This window comes from Halomonas sp. 1513 (assembly GCA_001971685.1).
In the GTDB taxonomy this organism is placed as follows: Bacteria; Pseudomonadota; Gammaproteobacteria; order Pseudomonadales; family Halomonadaceae; genus Franzmannia.
Window position 1 is genome coordinate 656,854 of the sequence record CP019326.1, and the last position, 23,259, is coordinate 680,112.

Consider the following 23,259-nt stretch of genomic DNA (forward strand, 5'->3'; position numbering starts at 1 on the left):
GCTGTTAATGAAATAAAATCTAATAAAAATCGTCGTCTAGGTTTCAGCGGCCGCCTGACGCTGATGATCGTGTCACTGGTGCTGGTATCGGTAATCGTGGTCGCCAGCCTCGTGTATCTGCAATATCGCCAGTCCTATACCCAGGCGACCATCAACCAGCTGCAGGGTACCGGCGAGATGATGACCGAGTCGTTCAGCCAGTGGCTCGATGCGCGCCAGGACGACATGCGCTATATCGCCGGCCTCGATCCGGTGCGCCGGGTCGAGGTCGAGCAGATCGACCACCTGCTGGCACAGATCGCCGCCCAGGACGGCTTCTACGACACCATCTTCTTCGTCGGCCCGGACGGCCACGGGGTGTCCGGGGTGAGCTATGACGACGGCGTCGAGGTGATGTCGCCGAGCGCGGCAGCGGAGTTTGCCGTCGCCGACCGCGCCTGGTTCCAGCAGGCGATACAGGGCGAGATGGTGTTCTCGCAGCCGCTGGTGTCGCGGGCCACCGGTAACCAGATCAGTAACGTGGTGGTGCCGGTCTATGATGATCGTGGCGACGTGGTAGGGGTGGTGCGCGCCGCGGTACGCCTCGGCGTGCTCTTCGAGCGCATGGCCGAGATGTCGCTGGGCGGCAGCTCGGACACCTTCCTGCTGGCCAGCGACGGCACCCCGGTGACGCCGGTGGCGTCGCTCGGCGAGGGCGAGAGCACCCTTGCCACCCGCGCCGCCGAGGCGGTGGCCGCGGGCGAGGTGGGCGTTGGCCAGTACCATGACGCCGCCGGCGCGCCGGTGATCGGCAGCTTCAGCTATTTGCCGCGGCTCGACTGGGGGCTGGTAGTCGAGACGCCCGAGCGCGAGGCGCTGGCCGATGTTCACCGGGTGTTCTGGCTGCTGGTGGCGATGACCGCGGTGATCGCGGTCGTAGCGGTGCTGTTCAGCCTTGGCGTGGTGCGCTCGGTGGTCAAGACGCTGGGCGGCGACCCTCAGCAGGCCAGCGACGTGGTGCGCCGGGTGGTCGACGGCGACCTGACCATGCGGGTGCCGGTCAAGCCCGGCGATACCACCAGCCTGCTGGCGCATATCGACGAGATGCAGACCAACCTGCGGCGCATGATGCACGACATCAAGGGCACCGCCGAGTCGGTGAGCACCGCCAGCAGCGAGATCGCTCAGGGCAATGAGGATCTGGCCAGCCGCACCGAGGAGCAGTCCTCATCGCTGGTCGAGACCGCCACCAGCATCGAGCAGATGACCGCCACCGTGCGTCAGACCGCCGATTCCGCCGGCCAGGCCGAGCGCTTGTCGCGGGAACTCGACGACAAGGCGCGCCAGGCCAGCGGTGTGGGCACCGAGGCGGCAGCGGCCATGCAGGCGATCAAGGACGCCAACCAGCGGGTGGTGAGCATCATCGAGGCGATCGACGCGATTGCCTTCCAGACCAACCTGCTGGCACTGAATGCCTCGGTAGAGGCGGCGCGAGCCGGCGAGCACGGCCGCGGCTTCGCGGTGGTGGCCTCCGAGGTGCGCCAGCTGGCCGGACGCTGCGCCGATGAGGCCAACCAGATCCGCGGGGTGGTCAACGCCAGCGTCGAGAAGGTCGACGAGGGCGAGACGCTGGTCGCCGAGGCCAGCCAGCAGCTGCTGGCCATCGCCGACGGCGTCAACCAGGTCACCAGCTTCGTTGGCGAGATCGCCACCGCGGCCACCGAGCAGTCCACCGGGATCGAGCAGATCAATCAGGCGGTCAGTCAGCTCGAGGAGGTCACCCAGCAGAACGCCGCGCTGGTCGAGCAGGCCTCGACTTCGAGCCAGTCGCTCAAGGACCAGGCCCGCGAGCTGGCCCGGCTGATCCAGCGCTTCAAGATCGAAGAGGGGCAGGCGGCGTTGCCCAGCTACTGAGAGAGGGCAGTTTGCTGCTAAGGTGGAATATCACTAAGGGCCATGTCAGCTGCCTCTGAGCGAAGGACGCCGGGGACAGCCCGAAGAGGAGGTTTGCGCCATGGATGGCGCAAGGTAGCGCCCAGGGATGGGTTTACAGCGCCTTCTCGCAGGGCTGTCGACGGATCAGTTCCGAGCGATGCTGCCTATCTGCACTTGTCCTGATATTACTTGCCAACCTTGTCGAGGAGCCGCCATGCGACTGCAGCACGCCACCTGGCAGGAGGTCGAGGCCTACCTGAGCCGTCACACGGGTATCATCGTGCCGATCGGCTCCACCGAGCAGCATGGCCCCAACGGCCTGATCGGCACCGATGCGATCTGCCCCGAGGCGATCGCCTGGGCACTCGGCGAGCGCCACGACGTGCTGGTGGCGCCGACCCAGAATATCGGCATGGCCCAGCACCACCTGGCCTTTCCCGGCTCGCTGAGCCTGGCCCCCAGCACCCTGATCGCGGTGCTGCACGACACCATCGAGTCGCTTTCCCGCCACGGCTTCACCCACGTGTTTTTCCTCAACGGCCACGGTGGCAACATCGCCACCGTCAAGGCAGCCTTCGCTGAGGTCTATACCACGCGCAGCCTGGCCGGCGACGACCGGCCGCTGAACCTGTCGCTGTACAGCTGGTTCAGCGGGCGGCGTGGGCGCGATCTGGCGCAGTCGCTGTACGGCGATGCCGAGGGCAGCCACGCCACCGCCTCGGAGGTGGCGCTCTCGTGGTACGCCGCCGGGGTCGAGAAGTCGGTGGCGATGTCGCCGCGGCTGGCGCCGAAGGGCAGCGCCGATTGCGATGCCGATACCTTTCGCAGGCGCTTCCCCGATGGCCGCATGGGCTCCGATCCTTCGCTGGCCAGGGTCGAGCATGGCAAGGACTTCCTCGACACCGGCGTCGAGGATGCCTGGGATGCCTACCGAGCGTTCCTCGCCGAATGAGCGGAGTTTGCCAGGCGGCACCTTTTCGTCGGACCATGGCGCTTTGCCCGCCTCGAGGAGCCCCGCATGCCGATCGTCACCATCCAGCAGTTTCCCCGCGACCTGGCGCAGAAGCGCGAACTCGCGCGGCGCGTTACCCAAGCCTTCGTCGAGGTCTATGACCTCGAGCCGGAGTCGGTGCAGGTGTTCTTCAACGAGATCGACGGCGAAGGCTGGGCCAAGGCCGGGGTGATGGGCTGCGATCGTGCGCCGAGTTGATCGATTCGGCACCTAATGTGGCCGATGCGGTCACAGCGGTCATGGTTATCTTGCTAACAAACCCATGAACGTGACCCTGACGCTGGTCGCCCTGACGGTGATCGTCTCGGCGCTGGGTTGGACGCTGCCGGCACTCAAGCGGGCGCTGATCTACTGGCCGCCGGGGGTGGCGCAGGGCCAATGGTGGCGCTTGATCAGCCATGGCCTGCTGCACGCCAACGTGACGCACCTGGCCTTCAACATGGTCACTCTCTACGTGTTCGGTACGGTCATGGAGCTGGTGCTGGTGCCGCATATCGGGGTGCTGGGGTTCGTACTGTTCTATGTCGCCGGGCTGCTGGTAGCGATCTTGCCGACCCATCTGCGTCACCGGCGTGATGCCAGCTACCTGAGCCTAGGTGCCTCAGGTGCCGTCGCCGCGGTGCTGTTCGCCTATATCCTGCTGCGGCCCTGGTCGCTGCTGTTCGTGTTCGTGGTGCCGGTGCCGGCGATCGCCTTTGCCACCCTCTACGTGCTTTATTCACTGTGGGCTCAGCGGCATGCCGATGATAACGTCAATCACAGCGCCCACCTTTGGGGTGGCGCCTGGGGCTTGGTATTCATGCTCGGGCTGATGGCCTCGACCTATCCCAATGAGCTGATCTGATGATGCGCATACTGCTCTCGCTGGCGGCGATCTACGTGTTGGTCGTGGTATTGATGTGGGCCTTTCAGGAGCGCCTGCTGTATTTGCCGCATGCCGGCCGCGAGCATGTCGCCACCCCGGCCGACCGCGGCCTGGCGTGGGAAGACGTGACCCTCACCACCGAGGACGAGCTGGCCCTCGATGCCTGGTGGCTACCCGCCCCCGAGCCCCGCGGCAGCCTGCTGTTCTTCCACGGCAACGCCGGCAATATCTCCCACCGGCTGGAGAGCATTGCCCAGTTCCAGCGCCTGGGGCTGTCGGTGCTGATCATCGACTATCGCGGCTACGGGCGCAGCGAGGGGCGGCCGTCGGAAGAGGGCACGGCGCTGGATGCCCGTGCCGCCTGGCAGTGGCTGCAGGATGAGGCGGGGGTGGCGCCCGACGAGACCGTGGTATTCGGCCGCTCGCTGGGCGCGGCGGTGGCCGCGGAGCTCGCGGCGAGCCTGGAGCAGCAGACCGCCCCTGCGGCGGTGATCCTCGAGTCGCCGTTTCGCTCGGTGCCGGAGCTGGCCCAGCGACTCTATCCGTTCCTGCCGGCGCGCTGGCTGGCGCGCATCGACTACCCGGTGGAATCCTACGTGACGCGGATCTCGGCGCCGCTGCTGGTGATTCACAGCCGCGATGACGAGGTGATTCCCTACGACGAGGGCGAGGCGGTCTACCGCGCCGCCAACGCCCCCAAGCAGCTGCTGACGATCAGCGGCGGCCACAACACCGGCTTCGTGGACAGCGAGGCCGACTACCTGGAGGGCATCGACGCCTTCCTGGCCGAAGAGGCCGGCCTGTCGCGCCCCCGCTGAGCTTCTACACTCTAGGTGCGTCTGAGAAGACGGATAACCGGAGTGTGCCATGGATTACACCGCCTATCGCCACACGCTTGCCGCGACCCTGGCGCGCAGCGAACTGCCCTTCAGCGCCGACGAGTACGAGGCGCGGCTAAGCAAGGTGCGCGCCGCGATGCTGCGCCAGGGCCTCGAGGCGCTGCTGCTCACCGACCCCGCCGATATCAACTACCTCACCGGCTACCACACCTTCGAGGTCTCGGTGCACGCCTGCCTGGTGTGCACCGCCCAGCGGCTAGTGCTGCAGGTGGCCTCCATCGAGACCGGGGCGGCGGTGGTCACGGCCCGCGCCGACGAGATCATCGGCTACCGCTGGGAGAACCCCGATGAGGTCATCGACCCGCTCTGCGACCTGCTGGCGCCGTGTGCCCAGGTGGGGATCGATGGCTGGCAGGCGGGCTTGCGGCAGGGCGTGATGGCGGCGCTCACGGCGCGGCTCGGGGCCGAGCGATTCCACGAGGCAGGGGCGCTGCTCGATGGCGTGCGTATCGTCAAGAGCGATGCCGAGCTTGCCTGTCTCAGGGAGAGTGCACGGATCACCTCGGCGGGGCTCGAGGCGGCCATGGCGGTGATTCGTCCCGGCGTGACCGACAACGAGGTGGCCGCCGAGGGCGCCCAGGCGCTGCTCGCCGCGGGCAGCGAGTTCATGAGCCTGCAGCCGATCGTCACCAGCGGTGAGCGCATCAGCGTCATCCACGTCAACCACAAGCGCCGGGTGATCGCGGCGGGGGACCCGGTGTTCCTCGAGTTCGGTGCCGCCTATCAGCGCTACACCGCGCCGATGATGCGCACCGCCATCGCCGGGCAGGCGAGTCATGAGATGCAGGCCGTGGCCGACCTATGCGGTGAGCTGGGCGAGGCACTGTGTCGCCATATGCAGCCGGGAGAGACCTTCGATGCCGCGGCCCAGGCCGCCGAGGCGCTGCTGTCGGGGTGGCAGGAGACGCTCTTCCACTCCGGGGTGTTTGGCTATGCGGTGGGGGCGCAGTTCCCGCCCAGCTGGGTCGAGGGCACCGGCTACATTGCGGCAGGGCAGAGGCGCCGCTTCGAGGCCGGCATGGTCTTTCACCTGCCGCTCTGCCTGCGCCTACCCGGCCGCTGGGGGATCGGGCTCAGCGATACGGTGCTGGTCACCGAGCGCGGCGGGGTCGCCTTGACCGACAACGACTGGCGCCTGCGCGAGCTGCCTGGCTGATGGTCAGGAGCGTCAAAGCGCAGAGAGGAAGCGCGCAAGCCTGGCTTGGTCGGAAAGATCCCCATAGAGCACGCTGCGATTGCCTGCGGCGTCGATGTGCATCAGGGCAGGAGTGGCGAAGATACCAAAGCTGATAGCCTGTTCCGGGTCACGTAGCAGGTCGATCTGGTGGGCCGGTGACTTGTCGAGTCCGGCGGCTTTAAGAGCAGAGCTGAGGTTATAGCGGGCTCGTCGCGAGCGAGGCGCCTCGCCGGTCACGAACAGGATAAGAGGGCTGTGGTGCTGGTCATTTGCGATGGAGCTTAAGCTTTTCACGGTTTGCGCTCTCCCTGGCCGGGTTCGCGGCGACTTAGGATAGTATCTTGGTGACGGTCCGCACCGCGGTCGGTTTCCGTCTGGTCCTGGTGCTCGGCCTCCAGTTCCTCCTGCAGGCGTTGCAATTCGGCCTGGCCTTGCTCGATGAGGCCACGGGTCTTGTCGATCTCCAGTTGCAGTTGCCGCTGCTGGCGTAGGCGTTCCTTGATCTGGCGTTGCCGCAGGGCGGCTTCTTCGCTTTCCTTCTGGACGCGCGCGGTGCCCATCAGGACGTCACTACCGAAGGGGTAGGCATCGGCGAGATCGACGCCCTTGGAGGAAAGGATCATCTCGCGGACCTGGTTGGAGTGGGCCGTTCCCCTCGACTTGACCACCGACAGTGAGCGATTGCGTTCACCGCCGTTGACCTGGTAATGCAGCACGATCCAGGTATCGGCGAGGGTTGAGGCATGGCTGAGCGTCGATTCGTTGAAGGGGTCATCGGCCTCGGATAGTGATGTGAGCATGGTGGTGATGCCCCGGCTGCGGGTCACGGCAAGCAGGCGCTCCAGGGCCAGGAAAGCGCTTTCGGCACCGGATGACTTGAGTAGCGCTGAGGCTGGATCAATGACCAGACAGTCGGGCTGGAACTCGTCGATCAGGCCTATCAGGGCCATGTAGTGCTCCTCGACCAGGGCGCTCCAGCTGGCGCGGGCAATGACTCTCAGCAGGCCGCTGTCGATGGGCGACTGCAGGTCGATGCCAAGCGTGGCAACATTGCGCACGATCTGGCGGGCAAACTCGTCGAAGCTGATCAGCAAGGCACGCTCGCCACGCTTGGCGGCGGCTGCGACGAACGCCGCTCCCAGTGTCGTCTTGGAGGTGCCCGGTTGGCCGGATATCAGCGTGATGGAACCGCGATAGACGCCGCCATCGAGTATTTTGTCGAGGCGCTCGATGCCTGTGCCGAGACGTTCGCCGACGGCAGGCACCGCCTCGGCGTCGAAGGGCTCGGCATAGGGGAGGTGAATGCCGGTATCGTCGATCAGCATGGCAAGCTCATCGGGGTTGTGGCGAGTACCGCGATACTTGGCAATGCGGAAGCGACGATTGAGGCGCTTGTCCACCAGGCTGCTCGACAGAACCAGGATGGTGGACAGCATGAACTCGACGCCGGTGAGGTGATCCGCATGGGGTCGATCGTTGCCTGTATGCTTGCCGGTCAGCAGCAGGGAAACTCCATGCTCGATGCACCAGTCATTGAGCAGGGCGACCTGATCGATGGCCATCTGGCTGTCGGGTTGGCGCCGCAGCAGTTGGTCGATCCCGTCGAGGATGATCCAGTGGCCTTCCACGCGCCTGATGCAGTGATTCAGCACGGCGAGTAGCCCCTCGATATCGAAGGCTCCCGAGAACTCGGCCCCCTGCATTGATTGACCATCGAGGATTTCGCAGCGAGACGACTCGCGCAGTTGCCTCCCCCAGCGGAAACCATCGGCATTGCGCAGGATCTGCTCGGGGGACTCTTCGAAGCTCATGAAGACGCCGCCCCCACCGCGCGCCAGGGCGCTGGCGAGGATCTGCATGCCGAGGATTGTCTTGCCGCACCCCGGCTCGCCGATCACCAGGGTGGCGCCGCCCGCTGGCAGGCCTCCAAGGGTGACGCTATCCAGGTCGTGCATGCCGGTGGCTCGCTTGACAAGTCCCTGAGTCGCTTTCGTATCGGTGTCGTTCATCGAGTCTCCAGGCTCCGGATGGTTAAACGTCAAGGGACGTCCGTCATCACCCGTTGTCGTGTGGTACTCCCGGGGAGGTGACTGGCGTCATGGGGAGACGAGTATGCTTCTCGAGTAACCAGCGAAAGTCCTCCACCTCCAAGGGCATGCTGTAATAGTAGCCTTGGCCGATCCGGCAACCCAACTCGAGCAGCACATCCCGCACGGCAGCATTCTCTATGCCCTCTGCTACGGTATCGGCCCCCAATACCTGGCTGATACCCAGGATCATGGACACGATGTTGCGATTAAGCGGCTCATCGAGGATATTGCGAACGAAGCCCATGTCGATCTTGATTTCGTCGAAGGGGTATTGCTGCAGGTAGAGCAGCGACGAGTAGCCGGTACCGAAGTCGTCTAGCGAGAGCCGCACCCCCAGGGCGTGCAATTCATCGATCTGCTGGCGCAGCATCCCGGACTCTGCGCTGAACACGCTTTCGGTGATCTCCAGGGTGAGTGACGTTGGATCGATGGCATGGGTCTCGAGGGCCTCGCGTACCGTTTGAGTGAAATCGCCCAGGCGGAACTGGTCGACCGAGACATTCACTGAGACCCGTACCAGGTCGAGCTTTGCCTCCTGCCATTCACTGAGATGGCGGCAGGCCTCGAACAGCACCCAGTTGCCGATGGGGGCGATCAATTGGCTTTGTTCGGCCACGCCTATGAACTGGCCGGGCATCTGCATGCCGCGCTCTGGATGCATCCAGCGGATTAAGGCTTCACAGGCGATTACCTCGCCGGTGGTCAAGTCCACCTTGGGCTGGTAGTGCAGCTCGAACTGGTCTTCCGCCAGGGCTGTGCGAAGCTCGCGGGTCAGGATGACGCGTCGCTGAGCGGCAAGGCTCAGCTCCGGTTCGTAGGGATGAAAAGTACTGCCGGGCCGCAGGCGGGTCTCGTGCAGTGCAATTTCCACCTCGTGCAGCAGGGTTTCGGCGCTGCGTTCATGCTCGCCGAGCCGGGTATAGCTGCCGCGGGTCGAGACCTCGATGTCGAATTCCATGATTCTCACCGGCCGATGGAAGATATCGTCGAGCTCTTCGAGGCGGGCATGGGGCCGGGACGCATCGTCATTGGGCAGGAACAAGGTGAACTGGTCACCGCTGAGTCGGCCGATCAGCGTATTGTGACAGAGATATTTCTCGAGGCGACGCGCCAAGGTGATCAGCAGTTGATCGCCTGTTTCATAACCGTGGGCATCATTGATGTTGCGCATTTCCCTGATATCCAGCAGCGCGATGATGCCCTGGGGGCGCCAACCGTGCTGGACGATATAGCGTGAAAATGCATCGATGAAGCCCATTCGATTGGCGAGGCCGGTCAGCGGGTCACGGTAGGCCAGCTGCTTGAGTTCTTGCTCCGCAAGCTTACGTTCGGTGATATCAACATGCATCACCACTGCGCCCAGTCGCTGATCGCTCCCTGCCCCGGTCGCCAGCCGGCTGGCCATCATGCGAAACCAGCATGGCTGGTCCGGAGAGTGGCAGGGATACTCCTGAGTGAAGGACTCCCGCTCGCCTTTCAGTACGGCCTTCAATCCCTCGGCCGTGTCGAAGGCCGTTTCGGCGGATTCTCCGTCGGCCTGTTGGCAGATTGTCAGGTAGTTGCGGCCGACTCCGAAGGCGTTATCGCGGTTGCCGTTGATGGTGCCGTAATGTCGCCATTGATCGTTGACCTCTAGGATGTTGCCGTCACTGTCCAGTAGGGCGATGTGGGCGGGAAGGGAGTCGATCAGCGCACGACGCGTCGCCAGGGCGCTGGAGAGTGTCTCGACCATGCCCTCCTGGCGGCCCAGCATCCGATTGAAGGTACGCGAAAGATCGGCGAACTCATCCGATCCCGATACGGGAACGCGCACATCGTGGTCACCGCTTTCCACTTGTCGGGTCGCTCGAGACAGGGCTCGCAGTGGACCAATGACGCGTTTGTAGATCAGCCCGAAGGCGACGACGCAGAAGAGGCTGAACATGGCCGCCGCTCCGGCAAAACCGGCAGCGACCCGGTTGGCATCGCGGGCGATATTCTCCTGGCGCTGGCTCACGACCTCGGTGAGGGAGGAGTTCAAGGCGATGCCGTAGCCGGCGATCTGGTTCATGACGATCCGGCTTCGCTGATCGAGATGCGGTATTACAGTCTCTGCTGTTGCCGCTGCGTTGATGTGGTAGGCCGTTTCGAGGGCGTCCATCAGGTAGTCGATATGCCGCATGGCACGCCGGGCACCGGGTTGCTCCTCGGCCATGGCCGACAGGTCCTGTTGAATGGACTCGGCTTCGACTTGAAAGGCGTCCCACAGGGTTGGATCAGCGCGATTGTGGAGTAGAGCACCGCTGCCCGAAGTAAACGCGGTGATGCGTGCCTGTGTCGCGATCAGTTGATGAATTTCCCCCTGCTTTGCTTGCATCTGCCCAAGGCTGTGCAGGCCAACGCCAATCAGTAACATCAGGCCGAGAAGACAGCCACAGATGCTGAGCAAGGAGAGGCGCGATAGTTTCATGGCGTCTGGGGGCGGTCTATGGCGGAAGGCAAGGGGATGCCGATAGCGAGTGGCATGATGTCGTGCAGCGGACCGGGCGCGATCCATGACAGCGGATTCGGCGGCTCATCGATACTCACTTCGGTGGTCTCGTTGGCCCATTGGCTGGTTTCCATCAGCGCGGTGAGTAGCGACCAGTTCAGGCTCAAGCCGAAAAGTGGCAGGTCCCGCCCGGTGAGAGTGACTGGCGCCTCTAGTCCGGCGTGGTCGATGTAGGTGGCCATTGCCCGGTCGGGCGAGGCTTCAATCAAGGCGATGGACTCCTTGTAGGCGCTCAGCAGGCGACGCAGAGCGTCTGGACGTTGCTCAACCAGCTTACGTGTCGAGACCAGTACCCAGTTCTCGATATAGATATCACTGCCCGGCAGCAGAGTAAGCTCGCCATTGACTCGGTGCGAGAGTCTCGAGGTCCAAGGCTCCCAGAGCACCGCGGCATCGATATTGCCTGCGACCAGCGCGTCCGGCAGGGCCTCAACGGGGAGGTCGACGACGCTGACTGTGTCGGCGTCGATATGGTGGACACTGGTAAAGAGCCACCACAGGAACTCGGCGTTGGTGCCGGCCATAAGGCCGATACGCCGATTGGTCAGATCCTCCGGCCGCTGTATGCCACCATCGGCGAGAGCCACGACGTGATTGAGGCGGCTGGAATAAACAAGGCTGGCTAAGATCAGTGGATCGGTTGCCTCTCCGGTATGGGGGGCTTCCAGCAGATCCAACACTAGTGGGGTGGTAGCCATCAGGGCAAGATCTGTCTCGCCGTTACGCAGTGCTCTAAGGTTCTGCTTACCTGAAGCGCTATGGTTAACCGTAATATCTAGGCCATGTGCTTGGAAAAGCCCCTCTTTCATGGCGACCAGGGTCGGCAGGTCGCCCAAGTAGTTGACGCCGGACAGGCGCAATGGCCCGTAGTCGTTCGCCATGGTAGACCCGGTGACCCCGGCTAGGGCAAAGCATAATAGGATCGAGATGAGTCGATAACGTCTCGGGGCACATGCCGAAGGGCGAGGGGCGCGTGGTTGCATGTGAGCCAGCATCCTGGTTAGTCATTGTGCTGTACCCACCACCATAGCAGCTAAGTCACATGGCGTATGAATCCCATCGGTAGACAAGATGATCGAGTGCTAAGCAGCCCCGGGCGAGCAGAGGTGGTCAGGCTACCCGCTGAGTGGCAGCGTCTATTCTTCGTCGAGCTCGGCGTTGTGGAAGACGTTCTGCACGTCGTCGAGGTCGTTGAGCATGTCGAGGAATTTCTCGAACAGCGCCACGTCGTCGCCCTCGACGGGGGTGGTGGTCTGGGGCACGAACTGGATCTCGTCGACCTCGAAGTCGAGCTCGCCGAAGGCGTCGAGCAGCGCCTGCTTGGCCTTGGCGTACTCGGTGTGCGGGGCGAACACGGTGATCTGGCCGTCCTCGTTCTCGATGTCGGAGACATCGACATCGGCCTCCATCAGCGCCTCGAGCGCCGCCTCTTCATCGTCGCCGTGATAGGCGAGGATGGCGCAGTGGTCGAACATGTGGCTGACGCTGCCGGGGGTGCCGATCTTGCACTTGGTCTTGGTGAAGCAGGCGCGCACGTCGCCGAAGGTGCGGTTGGGATTGTCGGTCAGGCAGTCGACGATCACCATGCAGTTGCCAGGCCCAAAGCCTTCATAGCGAGCCGGTGAGAAATCCTCGCCGCCGGCGCCGCTGGCCTTGTCGAGGGCCTTTTCAATCACGTGGCTGGGCACCTGGTCCTTCTTGGCGCGCTCGATCAGGCCGCGCAGGCTCAGGTTGCCGGCGGGGTCGGTGCCGCCCTGCTTGGCGACCACGTAGATCTCGCGACCGTACTTGCTGTAGACCTTGGTCTTGGCGGCGGCCGTCTTGGCCATGGATTCCTTGCGGTTCTGAAAGGCCCTGCCCATATCGTTGTCCTGTCTGCTCATCAATACGGCCAGAATGTTACTCAACAAGCCGCAGCGGGAACAGGGTTATTTGCCGCATGGCGGGTCCCGCCGATGAGTGCCATTCTGAACCCGAACACACCTTATGTGGCCTAAGCGGTGATCGAAAAGGCCACCAAGGAGATAGCATGCTGAGGTTGTTACCACGACGCCTGCTGGCGTCGCTGCTGATGGGCGTGATGTTGAGTGCCGCCGCCGGCCTGGCGGTGGCCCGTGAGCTGGCCGCCGACCCCGATGAGATGATCGAGGTGGAGATCGCCACCGTGGGGGTGGCGGGGGCCATGGGGCCGCCGGTAGTGCTGCTGCGCGAGCCGGGCGGCGAGGATGTGATTCCGATCTTCATCGGCCCCAATGAGGCCGAGGCGATCCTGCGCGCGCTGCGCGGTGATCGGCCGCGGCGGCCGCTGACCCATGAGCTGCTCAATGACGTCATCGATGGCCTGCAAGCGAATCTGACGCGGGTCTACGTCGATGCGCTGCAGGACAACACCTTCCTCGGCATGCTCGAACTCGAGGTCGAAGGGCGCGATGCGCCGGTGCGTATCGACAGCCGGCCCAGCGATGCCCTGGCGCTGGCGCTGCAGGCCGGGGCGACCATCCACGTGGCGCCCGAGGTGCGTGAGGCGGCGCGGCAGATCGAGTACGAAGGGCTGGAGGACACGGTGGTGGCGGCACTCGGCATCACCGTGACCCGCGTCAGCGACGACCTGCGCGATGCCCTCGGCCTGCCCGACGATGAAGGCCTGCTGGTCAGCGACGTCAGCGGCGCCGCCGACGAGGCGGGCATGGCGCCGGGGGCGCTGCTGCTGGCGGTCAACGACGAGGTGCCGTCGTCGCCGATGCACTTCCTCGAGCTGGTGCGCGACACGCCCGCCGATGAAGAAGCCCAGCTGCGCTACTGGCAGGAGGGCGAGGTGCACGAGCTGGCGCTCTCCACCGACGTGCCGACACCGCGGCCGCGTGGGCGCGGTGCGCCGCAAGCCGACGAGGAGCCGGGTATTCGCCTCTAGCGCTGTTATGTCCAAGCGTCGGCGTCGCGAAACATAGCGCGCTAATATAAACTGTTGACGCTCAGCGGCCGGCGCATGTCTACGCCGGCCGCTTGTCGTTAACAGGAGTCGCCGTGTCGATGCTGGTCGGAGCGGCCTTCGTGGCCGTGGTGTTTCTTACCTCGATGCTGTCGGGCGTGTTCGGTATGGCCGGCGGCCTGGTGCTGCTGTGGTTTCTGCTGCTGCTGTTCCCGGCCACCACGGCGATCGCCGTGCACGGGGTGATCCAGATGACCGCCAACGGCTCGCGGGCCTGGCTGTCGCGGCAGTTCATCGTCTGGCGGATCGTGGTGCTGATGACCTTGGGCGTGCTGGTCGCGGCGGGTCTGCTGCTGTGGATCGGCTACTCGCCGGATGCGGCGACGGTCTCGATCCTTATTGGCCTGATGCCGATCCTGGTGTGGATGCCCCGCTACTGGTTCCAGTTCGATGCAGCGCGGCCCAGCCACGCCCTGACCTGCGGGGTCGTCTCGGGTGGCTTGACCATCGCCGCCGGGGTCTCCGGGCCGCTGATCGATATCTTCTTCGTGCGCTCGCGCATGGACCGCCGCCAGATCGTCGCCACCAAGGCGATGATCCAGGTGGTCTCGCATGCCATCAAGATCCTCTTCTACCTCGGCTCGGCGCTGGCGCTGAGCGCCGGCGAGTGGGGCATCATCCTGCTCGCCGCGCCCTTTGCGATGCTCGGCACCCATACCGGCAACCGTATCCTGGCGCGGCTTACCGATGCCAACTTCCGCGCCTGGACGCGCTGGATCGTCACCGCCATCGGCGTCTTCTACTTCATCCAGGGGCTGGTGCTGATCATCCGCGGTTGAGAAAGCGCAGACATTTATGCCGTGCTTCCCTAGTCAGTCGCGGATACGAGTCAGCCCCTCTTGGGCGCTGGAGGCGACCAGCTGACCATGCCGGTTGTAGATGCTGCCGCGGGCAAAGCCCCGCGCTCCGCCGGCCCAGGGGCTGTCCATGTCGTAGAATAGCCAGTCGTTGACCCTGACGTCCTGGTGGAACCACAGCGCATGGTCGAGGCTGGCGATCTGCAGCCGCGGGTCGCCGAACTTGACGCCCTGCGGCACCAGGCTGGTGGTCAGCAGGTTGAAGTCCGAGCTGTAGGCGAGCAGGTAGCGATGGAGCGCGGCGTCGTCGGGCAGCTCGCCGGCCAGCCGGAACCACAGCTGCTTGCGCGCCGCCTGGCCGGGCTGATACTGGTCGTCGAGATGCAGGAATTCGATGGGGTGGCCGGCGAAGCTCAACACCTTGGCGCCGTTGGCGATCAGGGTGTCGGGGTCGTCGAGGGCGGGCATGTCGAGCTGGTGAGCGTGGCCCTGCTCCTCGCCGTGGAAGGAGGCGCTGCAGAAGAATATCGGCTTGCCGCGCTGAATGGCGGTGACGCGGCGAGTGGTGAAGCTGCCGCCGTCGCGCACCGCGTCGACCTGGTAGACCACCGGGCGCTTGGGGTCACCGGGGCGCAGGAAGTAGCCGTGCTGGGAGTGCACCCGGCGCGTCGGGTCGAGGGTCTGGCTGGCCGCCGACAGCGCCTGGCCGAGCACCTGGCCGCCGAACAGCTGGGGAAAACCGAGATCCTGGCTGTGGCCTCGGAACAGGTTTTCCTCGATCATTTCCAGGCCTAGCAGGGCAACCAGGTCATCCAGGGCGCGGGACATGTCAGACTCCTCAGGGTGGATCGGGTCGAGTCGAGCGGCCGACGGCGGCGCTCATACAGGTGTTTCATTTTATCAGGATTCGAGTGGTCGATGGCGATGCGCAGCGACGATTTCTATATGCACCGTGCCCTGGACCAGGCGCGCCTGGCGCTGGCGGCGGGGGAGGTGCCGGTGGGGGCGGTGGTGGTGGACCCCGCCGGCGAGATCATCGGCGCCGGCTGCAATGCGCCGATCGCCGAGCATGACCCCAGTGCGCATGCCGAGGTGCAGGCGCTGCGGGCGGCCTGCACCCGGCTCGGCAACTATCGCCTCGACGGCTGCACCCTCTTCGTGACCCTCGAGCCGTGCATGATGTGCAGCGGTGCGCTGATTCACGCGCGCCTGGCGCGGGTGGTGTATGGCGCCGCCGAACCCAAGACCGGCATGGTCGAGTCGCGCGCCAACCTGTTCGCCCAGCCCTGGCACAATCACCGCGTTGCGGTCGAGGGTGGCTTGTTGGCGGTCCAGGCCAGGCGACTGCTGCGCGACTTCTTCGCCGCACGTCGCGACGCCGCGGATGACTAGCGCGGCGACAGCTGGCTCGGAGGCGCATCGGTCACGGTCAGCGGACGCCCGCTGACCACCCGGTTGCGTCCGCTCGCCTTGGCATCATAGAGCGCTTCGTCGGCGACCTGCATCAGTTGGCCGATATCCAGCGCGCCCTGGGTCTGGGTGGCAATGCCGATGCTGACGCTCAGCCGCTGGCCGTCGTGGTGCAGGAGTTCGACCTGATGAACGGCCTGGCGCAGCCGCTCGGCGAGCTGCTCGGCCTGCGCGGCGTCGCTATCCGGCAGGCAGGCGACGAACTCTTCACCGCCGTAGCGGGCGAACAGGCCGTGCTGCTCGGTGATCACTTCGCTGCCGATCTCGGCGATGCGGCGCAGGTAGCGGTCGCCCGCCAGGTGCCCGAGATGATCGTTGATACGCTTGAAGTGATCGACATCGCAGATCAGCACGCTCAGCGGTCGGCGTTCGGCGTTGGCGTCCAGGGTTTCCATGAACAGCCGGCGATTGGGCAGGTCGGTGAGCTCGTCATGGCGTGCCAGCCACTCCACTTCGCGCTGCAGGATACTGCGCGCCTTCACTTCGCGGCGCAGTTCCTGATTGGTGTGATGGGCGGCCCGGTGCTGGCCGGCGAGCCGCTGGTAGGCGAACAGCACCAGATACAGCAGGTAGGCAAAGGTGAGCCCCACCAGCAGCCCGACCTCGGGCAGCCGAGCGCGCTGCATCAGTAGCGCGGTGCGCCCCGGCAGGGCATCGAGCAGCAGCGGCTGGCCGCCAACGTCGATGCTGAAACGGTGCCGCCAGTTGACGCGGTCGTCGAGGGTGCCGACGCTGGCCAGCAGCCGGTCGCCGGCATACAGGCGCAGCGCCAGGGCGTGGGTGTCGATGCTATTGAACAGGGTGTCGAGCAGGGCCGGCAGGCTGACCACCATGCCCGTGGCGCCCAGGATCTCGTTACCGTTGCTGCTGCGAACCGGCAGGTAGTGAATGATGCCCGGCACCCCCTGCAGCAGGTCGATGGCGCCGGTGCTGCCCTCGCGGCCGTGGATCAGCGCCTCGCTCAGGGCTGTGCGGCCGGCCGGCTGGTCGTCGAACAGGCGTGCGCCGAGGGCGTTCTCGTTGCCGGCCAAGGGATGGACGCGAGTGATCTCGCTGGTGGGCATGATGAAGGCGATATTCAGGAAGTAGCGATAGTCCTGGTGGTAGCGTCCGGCCTGGCGCGCCCAGGCCGCCTCGCTGGGCGGCGCATCATAGAGTTCCCAGAAACTGACGAAACGGCGCATGGCGGCGAGATGCTCGGCGTTCTCGCGCTCGAACGCCTCGGCCAGCGCCTGGCTGTTCACGGCGCTGGCATGATACTGCCGGCGGTCCTCGAGGGTGGTCTGCTGGTGCCAGAACAGCAGCGCGGCGACGCTCACCGTCAGGCTTGCCAGCAGCGGACGCCGCAGCCTGGGTAGCTGCTCGCGCCGACGCTTGAGCAGCAGGCTGGCTTGCGCCAACAGCAAGCCGGCGGCGGCACTCAGCAGCAGCGGCGGTGCGGCGTGGTCGAGTATCCAGATGCTGGTCGCCCACTGCTGGTCGAGGGCCTGGGTGAGCAGCGTCAGGCCGGCCAGGGCCAGCAACAGCGGGGCGCCGAGGGCCAGCCGCAGGTTCAGCAGCAGGCTGGCGCCGAGCAGCGCCAGGCATAGCGTCATCAGCGCCGGCGGGCGCCAGCGGTAGGCGCTGGCGGCATTGTCGAGCGCCTCGGGCAGTGGGCTCAGCCAGGCGTTCCAGTGGGCGATGCTCAGCCAGTACTCGGGCAGCAGATAGCTGACCATTATCAGCGTCAGGATCAGTTGCAGAGGCACCAGCAGCCAGGCACGCAGACGTTGACCGTCGTCGCAGCGCCAGTGGGCCGCGGCCAGCACGATGAGTAGCACGGCGGTGCTGTAGTCGGCGGGCTCGGCGTCCTGGCGCAGCAGCGTCAGTAACGACAGCGTCAGCGCCGCCAGCGCCAGCAGGGGGGCGGTTCGCGTCATGCAGCGCCTCGTGACGTGGCGGTATCAGAGCACCGGCGGGATGACGTCGAACAGATGGTTGTCGTCATCGTCGTCCGGCAGGCGCTCGTTGAGCTGATAGAACTGCTGCTGGCTGCGGTCAACGTAGTCGAGAATCTCGTAGTAGCGGCGGATATTGCGCACGTAGATCACCGGCTCGCCGCCGCGGGCATAGCCGTGGCGGGTCTGGCTGTACCACTCGCTGTTCTGCAACAGCGGCAGTGCCTCGCGGACATCGGCCCAGCGGTTGGGGTCACCGCCGCGCTGCTCGGCGATATTACGCGCATCATATAAATGACCTAAGCCGACATTATAGGCCGCCATGGCCATCCAGAGGCGATCGTCACCGTTAATTGAGTCGGGTAGGCGCTCTTTCATTTGACGCAGGTAGCGGGCACCGCCGTCGATGCTCTGCTGGGGGTCGAGGCGGTCGCTGACGCCGAGCTCCTCGGCGGTGGGGTTGGTCAGCATCATCAGGCCGCGCACCCCGGTGGGCGAGGTGGCCTCGGGGTCCCAGTGCGACTCCTGGTAGCCCAGGGCGGCGAGCAGACGCCAGTCGAAGCCGCTGTCGCGGGCCGCCTGGCGGAACAGGTCGGCGTATTCGGGCAGCTTGTTGCGCACGTGGCTGATGAAGATGCGCGCGCCGACGTACTCCAGGTAGTCGTCGTGGCCGAAATAACGGCTGATCAATTCATCGAGAGTGCCGTCGCGCTGCAGGTCGTGAAGAAACGCCTGGGCGCGCTGCTGCAGCGCCGCGCCCTGGCCGGCGGGAAACGCCCAGGCCATCGACAGCGGCTCGCCGAGGGGGAAGCCCAGCTCGACCTCGGGAAAGAACAGCCGGTTGGTCTTGAACTGGTGCTGGTAGACCACCGCCGCGTCGAGGCTGCCGGCCTCGATGCGCTGCAGCAGGTCGGCTACCTCCAGCCCATCGGACTCCTTCCAGCTCAACTCGGGGAGCTCCTGCTGCAGTTCGCGCAGCACCTGCCCGGTGCCCGAACCGCGGATGCTGGCGATGGTCAGGCCGCGCAGGTCGTCGATGTCGCGCACCGAGGGCAGCCCGCGGCGGTAGACCACCAGCGGTTGCAGGGTGAGGATCGGCCGGCTGTAGATCAGTCCAGGCTGGCGCAGATCCAGCGGCAGCGATGCGGCGCCGATGTCGGCGTGGCCCTGGCGCACTGACTCGAGTACCTGCTCGACGTTGGGCTCGGCATCCATCGACAGGCTGAGCCCGAGGTGCTCGGCGAAGCGCCGCGCCAGGGCATACTCGAACCCGGTGGGGCCGTGGCGCCCTTCGTAGTAGGTGGTGGGGGTGTTGCGGGTGTGAACGGCGAGGAAGGCGCGTGCCTGAATGGCCTCCCACTGGGGGCCGTGGGGCGCCGACTGAGGGGGCACGAGCCACATCAGTGCGATACCGACGCACGTCAGCAGATAGCCGCGTGGGTGGCGGCGCAGATGTGGCAGTAAGGCCTTGAGCATGAACGAGACGGTCGGCAACGTGACCTTCCACGATAGCGGGCGCGGCGGCCGCTGTCACCTGCGCGGATTTCGCGCCCCGCGTGCTTTCCAGTATCATGTGCGCTCGTTGCCGCCGGCCGCGGCCCTCATTTCGCTTTCACCAGAGGCTCGATCGACCATGCTTGAACTGCGAGGTGCGCCTGCCCTTTCTGCTTTCCGACATGCCAAGCTGCTGGCCACCCTGCGCGACCGGGTTCCCGAGGTCGACACGCTGCACGCCGAGTACGTCCACTTCGTCGACCACCACGGTGAGCTGGATGACGACCAGCGCCAGCTGCTCGAACGCCTCCTCGATTACGGCAGCCAGGCCGGGGCGGCACAGGAGGGCCATCTGTTCCTGGTGGTGCCGCGTATCGGCACCCAGTCGCCGTGGTCGTCGAAGGCCACCGACATTGCCCACAACTGCGGCCTGGCCAAGGTGCGTCGGGTGGAGCGCGGCGTGGCCTATCGGGTGCGGCTGAACGGCACCCTCTCGGAGGACGCCTTCGAGGCCATCGTCGCCACCCTCCACGACCGCATGACCGAGACGGTGCTGGCCAACTCAAGCGACGCGGCACGGCTATTCGCCCACCACGAGCCGGCGCCGCTGGGCCAGGTCGACATCCTCGACGGCGGCCGCGCGGCGCTGGCCGAGGCCAACGTCCAGCTCGGCCTGGCGCTGGCCGAGGATGAGATCGACTACCTGCTCGAGGCGTTCCAGGGCCTGGGCCGCAATCCCGCCGACGTCGAGCTGATGATGTTCGCCCAGGCCAACTCCGAGCACTGCCGGCACAAGATCTTCAACGCCGACTGGGTGGTCGACGGCGAGGCGCAGCCGCATTCGCTGTTCAAGATGATCAAGAACACCCACGCCTGCTCGCCGGATGACGTGCTCTCCGCCTACAGCGACAACGCCGCGGTGATCGAGGGCAGCCGTGCGCCGCGCTTCTTCGCCACGCCGCTGACCGGCAAGGCCGGCGAGCGCGCCCGCTATGCCGCCGTCGAGGAGCCGATCCAGATCCTGATGAAGGTGGAGACCCACAACCACCCCACGGCGATCGCCCCGCACCCGGGCGCGGCCACCGGTGCCGGCGGCGAGATCCGCGACGAGGGCGCCACCGGCATCGGCGGCAAGCCCAAGGCGGGCCTGACCGGTTTCAGCGTCTCCAACCTGCGTATCCCTGAATTCGTGCAGCCCTGGGAAGCCTTCGACTACGGCAAGCCAGAGCGCATCGTCAGCGCCCTGGAGATCATGCTCGACGGGCCGATCGGCGGCGCCGCCTTCAACAACGAGTTCGGCCGCCCCAACCTGGCCGGCTACTTCCGCACCTACGAGCAGGATGCGCTGGGCAACGACGGCGTCGAGCGGCGCGGCTACCACAAGCCGATCATGCTCGCCGGCGGCTACGGCAATATTCGCGCGGGTCATGTGCAGAAGGGCGAGATCCCCGTCGGCGGCAAGCTGATCGTGATGGGTGGCCCGGCGATGCTGATCGGCCTGGGCGGCGGGGCGGCCTCGTCGATGGCCTCGGGCAGCTCCAGCGCCGACCTCGACTTCGCCTCGGTGCAGCGCGACAACCCCGAGATCGAGCGCCGCGTCCAGGAGGTGATCGACCGCTGCTGGGCGCTGGGTGACGCCAATCCGATCCGCTTCATTCACGACGTGGGCGCCGGCGGGCTGTCCAACGCCCTACCCGAGCTGGTCAAGGACGGCGAGCGCGGCGGCCGCTTCGAACTGCGCGCGATCCCCAACGCCGAGCCGGGCATGAGCCCGCTGGAGATCTGGTGCAACGAGGCGCAGGAGCGCTACGTGCTGGCGGTGGCGCCCGACGACCTCGAGACCTTCGAGGCGCTGTGTGCTCGCGAGCGCTGCCCCTATGCGGTGGTCGGCGAGGCCAGCGAGGCGCATCATCTGACGGTGGCGGATGGCCACTTCGAGACCACGCCGGTCGACCTGCCGATGAGCGTGCTGTTCGGCAAGCCGCCCAAGATGACCCGCGAGTTCCAGCGCCAGTCGCGGGTGCTGTCCGGGGTGATGCTCGACAACCTCGACCTGCGCGAGGCAGTGGACCGGGTGCTGCGGCTGCCGGCAGTGGCTTCCAAGAGCTTTTTGATCACCATCGGCGACCGCTCGATCACCGGCCAGGTGGCCCGCGACCAGATGGTCGGCCCCTGGCAGGTGCCGGTGGCCGACGTGGCGGTGACCACGGCGAGCTTCGACACCCATGCCGGCGAAGCCATGGCGATGGGCGAGCGGCCCCCGGTGGCGCTGATCGACCCCGCCGCCAGCGCGCGGCTGGCGGTGGCCGAGGCGATCACCAACCTGGCCGCCGCGCCGATCGCCAAGCTCGGCGATATCAAGCTCTCCGCCAACTGGATGAGCGCCGCCGACCATCCCGGTGAGAACCAGGCCCTGTACGACGCCGTCCATGCGGTGGGCATGGAACTCTGCCCGGCGCTGGGGATCGCCATCCCGGTGGGCAAGGACTCGATGTCGATGCGCACCGCCTGGCAGGAGGAGAACGCCAGGGGCGAGCTCGAGGAGAAGAGCGTCACCGCGCCGCTGTCGCTGGCGGTCACCGGCTTCGCCCCGGTCAGCGATGCGCTGAAGACGCTCACCCCGCAGATCAACCTCGACCAGGACGAGTCCGACCTGATCCTGATCGATCTGGGCGGCGGCCAGAACCGCCTCGGCGGCTCGGCGCTGGCCCAGGTCTACGGCCAGGTCGGTGACGAGTGCCCCGACGTCGACGACCCGGAGGACCTCAAGGCGTTCTTCGAGGTGATCCAGGGACTCAACCGCGACGGCAAGCTGCTCGCCTACCACGACCGTAGCGACGGCGGCCTGCTGGTGACGCTGCTGGAGATGGCCTTCGCCGCCCATGCCGGCCTCGAGATCAAGCTCGACTGGCTGATCGACGAGCCGGTGGACGCCTTCAACGCGCTGTTCGCCGAGGAGCTCGGCGCGGTGATCCAGGTCAACCGCCAGTACACCGAGGAGGTGCTGGCGCAGTTCGCCGTCGCCGGTATCGAGACCTGCGGGGTGATCGCCCGGCCGCGCTACGACGACCAGGTGCGAGTGACGCTGTTCGAGGAGCCGCTGCTCGAGACCACCCGCCTGCTGACCCAGCGCACCTGGGCCGAGACCAGCTATCGCCTGCAGGCGCTGCGCGACAACCCCGACTGCGCCAAGAGCGAGTTCGACGGCCTGCTCGACGACCGCGACCCGGGCCTCTCGGCGCAGCCCAGCTTCGACGTCGACGAGGATATCGCCGCGCCCTTCGTCAACGTCGCGCGTCCGGCCATGGCGGTGCTGCGCGAGCAGGGCGTCAACGGCCAGGTGGAGATGGCCTGGGCCTTCGACCGTGCCGGCTTCGAGGCGGTCGACGTGCATATGAGCGATATCCTCGCCGGACGCGTGTCGCTGGACGACTTCAAGGGCCTGGTGGCCTGCGGCGGCTTCTCCTACGGCGACGTGCTCGGCGCCGGCGGCGGCTGGGCCAAGTCGGTGCTGTTCAATGAACGCGCCCGCGAGCAGTTCGCCGCCTTCTTCGGCCGCGACGACAGCTTCGCCCTCGGCGTCTGCAACGGCTGCCAGATGCTCTCCCAGCTCAAGGAGCTGATCCCCGGCGCCGACAACTGGCCGCGCTTCGTGCGCAACGAGTCGGAGCAGTTCGAGGCGCGGGTATCGATGGTGCAGGTCGAGGAGAGCCCGTCGATCCTGCTGGCCGGGATGCAGGGCTCACGGCTGCCGATCGCCGTGGCCCACGGCGAAGGGCGCGCCGAGTTCCGCGACAGCGGCCACCTGCGCGCCATGCAGGGCAGCAGCCAGATCGCGCTGCGCTACGTCGACCACTACGGCCAGGTCACCAGCCGCTATCCGGCCAACCCCAACGGCTCGCCGTCGGGCATCACCGGCCTGACCACCCCGGACGGCCGGGTCACCATCATGATGCCGCACCCCGAGCGGGTGGCGCGGGCGGTGACCAACTCCTGGCGCCCGGCAGAGTGGACTCAGGACGGCGCCTGGCTGCGGCTGTTCCGCAACGCCCGGGTGTGGCTCGGCTGACGCGGCAGCCGCCGCT

18 protein-coding genes are annotated in these 23,259 nt (G+C 66.1%); 10 read left to right on the forward strand and 8 right to left on the reverse strand.

Annotation, left to right across the window (positions count from 1 at the left end; translation table 11 throughout):
* The first annotated feature begins 12 nt into the window (after positions 1-12).
* The 6 genes from BWR19_03025 to BWR19_03050 all read left to right on the forward strand — a co-directional run bounded on the left by BWR19_03025 (position 13) and on the right by BWR19_03050 (position 5,846).
* A complete protein-coding gene (locus tag BWR19_03025; protein ID APX94872.1) occupies positions 13-1,893 on the forward strand; it encodes a chemotaxis protein in 1,881 nt (626 codons plus the stop codon).
* 235 nt (positions 1,894-2,128) lie between these two features.
* Positions 2,129-2,866, forward strand: coding sequence for an amidase (locus BWR19_03030; GenBank protein APX92003.1), 738 nt, complete (start codon positions 2,129-2,131; stop codon positions 2,864-2,866).
* Positions 2,867-2,932: 66 nt separating this feature from the next.
* A complete protein-coding gene (locus BWR19_03035; GenBank protein ID APX92004.1) occupies positions 2,933-3,124 on the forward strand; it encodes a 4-oxalocrotonate tautomerase in 192 nt (63 codons plus the stop codon).
* A 64-nt stretch (positions 3,125-3,188) separates the two neighbouring features.
* The gene (locus tag BWR19_03040) at positions 3,189-3,770 is read left to right on the forward strand and encodes a rhomboid family intramembrane serine protease (GenBank protein APX92005.1); all 582 of its coding nucleotides are present in this window, start codon (positions 3,189-3,191) and stop codon (positions 3,768-3,770) included.
* Positions 3,770-4,609, forward strand: coding sequence for an alpha/beta hydrolase (locus BWR19_03045; GenBank protein ID APX92006.1), 840 nt, complete (start codon positions 3,770-3,772; stop codon positions 4,607-4,609). Before BWR19_03040 ends, BWR19_03045 begins: the two co-directional genes overlap by 1 nt.
* A gap of 49 nt (positions 4,610-4,658) precedes the next feature.
* Positions 4,659-5,846, forward strand: a complete 1,188-nt coding sequence (locus BWR19_03050) for a Xaa-Pro aminopeptidase (protein APX92007.1) — start codon at positions 4,659-4,661, stop codon at positions 5,844-5,846.
* 12 nt (positions 5,847-5,858) lie between these two features.
* On the opposite strand, the gene BWR19_03055 is transcribed toward BWR19_03050, so the two are convergent.
* The 5 genes from BWR19_03055 to BWR19_03075 form a co-directional block, all read right to left on the reverse strand.
* Positions 5,859-6,143, reverse strand: coding sequence for a hypothetical protein (locus BWR19_03055; protein APX94873.1), 285 nt, complete (start codon positions 6,141-6,143; stop codon positions 5,859-5,861).
* A gap of 14 nt (positions 6,144-6,157) precedes the next feature.
* Complete coding sequence (locus tag BWR19_03060; GenBank protein ID APX92008.1) at positions 6,158-7,876, reverse strand: hypothetical protein; 1,719 nt, start codon at positions 7,874-7,876, stop codon at positions 6,158-6,160.
* Between the two features lie 46 nt (positions 7,877-7,922).
* The gene (locus tag BWR19_03065; GenBank protein ID APX92009.1) at positions 7,923-10,151 is read right to left on the reverse strand and encodes a hypothetical protein; all 2,229 of its coding nucleotides are present in this window, start codon (positions 10,149-10,151) and stop codon (positions 7,923-7,925) included.
* Positions 10,152-10,402: 251 nt separating this feature from the next.
* On the reverse strand, positions 10,403-11,347 hold the full coding sequence (locus BWR19_03070) for a hypothetical protein (protein ID APX92010.1): 945 nt from the start codon (positions 11,345-11,347) through the stop codon (positions 10,403-10,405).
* 276 nt (positions 11,348-11,623) lie between these two features.
* Positions 11,624-12,349, reverse strand: coding sequence for a transcriptional regulator (locus BWR19_03075; GenBank protein APX92011.1), 726 nt, complete (start codon positions 12,347-12,349; stop codon positions 11,624-11,626).
* Between the two features lie 176 nt (positions 12,350-12,525).
* On the opposite strand from BWR19_03075, the gene BWR19_03080 reads away from it, so the two are divergent.
* Complete coding sequence (locus tag BWR19_03080; protein APX94874.1) at positions 12,526-13,398, forward strand: hypothetical protein; 873 nt, start codon at positions 12,526-12,528, stop codon at positions 13,396-13,398.
* Positions 13,399-13,511: 113 nt separating this feature from the next.
* On the forward strand, positions 13,512-14,255 hold the full coding sequence (locus tag BWR19_03085) for a hypothetical protein (GenBank protein APX92012.1): 744 nt from the start codon (positions 13,512-13,514) through the stop codon (positions 14,253-14,255).
* 33 nt (positions 14,256-14,288) lie between these two features.
* Here BWR19_03085 and BWR19_03090 read toward each other — a convergent pair whose 3' ends face one another.
* Positions 14,289-15,101 carry an acyl-CoA thioesterase II gene (locus tag BWR19_03090; GenBank protein APX92013.1) on the reverse strand — a complete coding sequence of 271 codons (813 nt, stop codon included), beginning with the start codon at positions 15,099-15,101 and terminating at the stop codon, positions 14,289-14,291.
* A 96-nt stretch (positions 15,102-15,197) separates the two neighbouring features.
* Here BWR19_03090 and BWR19_03095 point away from each other — a divergent pair, with 96 nt between their 5' ends.
* A complete protein-coding gene (locus BWR19_03095) occupies positions 15,198-15,665 on the forward strand; it encodes a tRNA-specific adenosine deaminase (protein ID APX94875.1) in 468 nt (155 codons plus the stop codon).
* On the opposite strand, the gene BWR19_03100 is transcribed toward BWR19_03095, so the two are convergent.
* Both BWR19_03100 and BWR19_03105 read right to left on the reverse strand, forming a co-directional pair.
* Positions 15,662-17,662 (reverse strand): hypothetical protein, encoded by a 2,001-nt coding sequence (locus BWR19_03100; protein ID APX92014.1) that lies wholly within the window; start codon positions 17,660-17,662, stop codon positions 15,662-15,664. The two genes, BWR19_03095 and BWR19_03100, sit on opposite strands and share 4 nt — an antisense overlap.
* Positions 17,663-17,686: 24 nt before the next feature.
* Positions 17,687-19,156 carry a lytic transglycosylase F gene (locus BWR19_03105; GenBank protein ID APX94876.1) on the reverse strand — a complete coding sequence of 490 codons (1,470 nt, stop codon included), beginning with the start codon at positions 19,154-19,156 and terminating at the stop codon, positions 17,687-17,689.
* 157 nt (positions 19,157-19,313) lie between these two features.
* Here BWR19_03105 and BWR19_03110 point away from each other — a divergent pair, with 157 nt between their 5' ends.
* Positions 19,314-23,243: a phosphoribosylformylglycinamidine synthase gene (locus tag BWR19_03110; GenBank protein ID APX94877.1), complete on the forward strand. Its 3,930-nt coding sequence runs from the start codon at positions 19,314-19,316 to the stop codon at positions 23,241-23,243.
* The last annotated feature ends 16 nt before the right edge of the window (positions 23,244-23,259 follow it).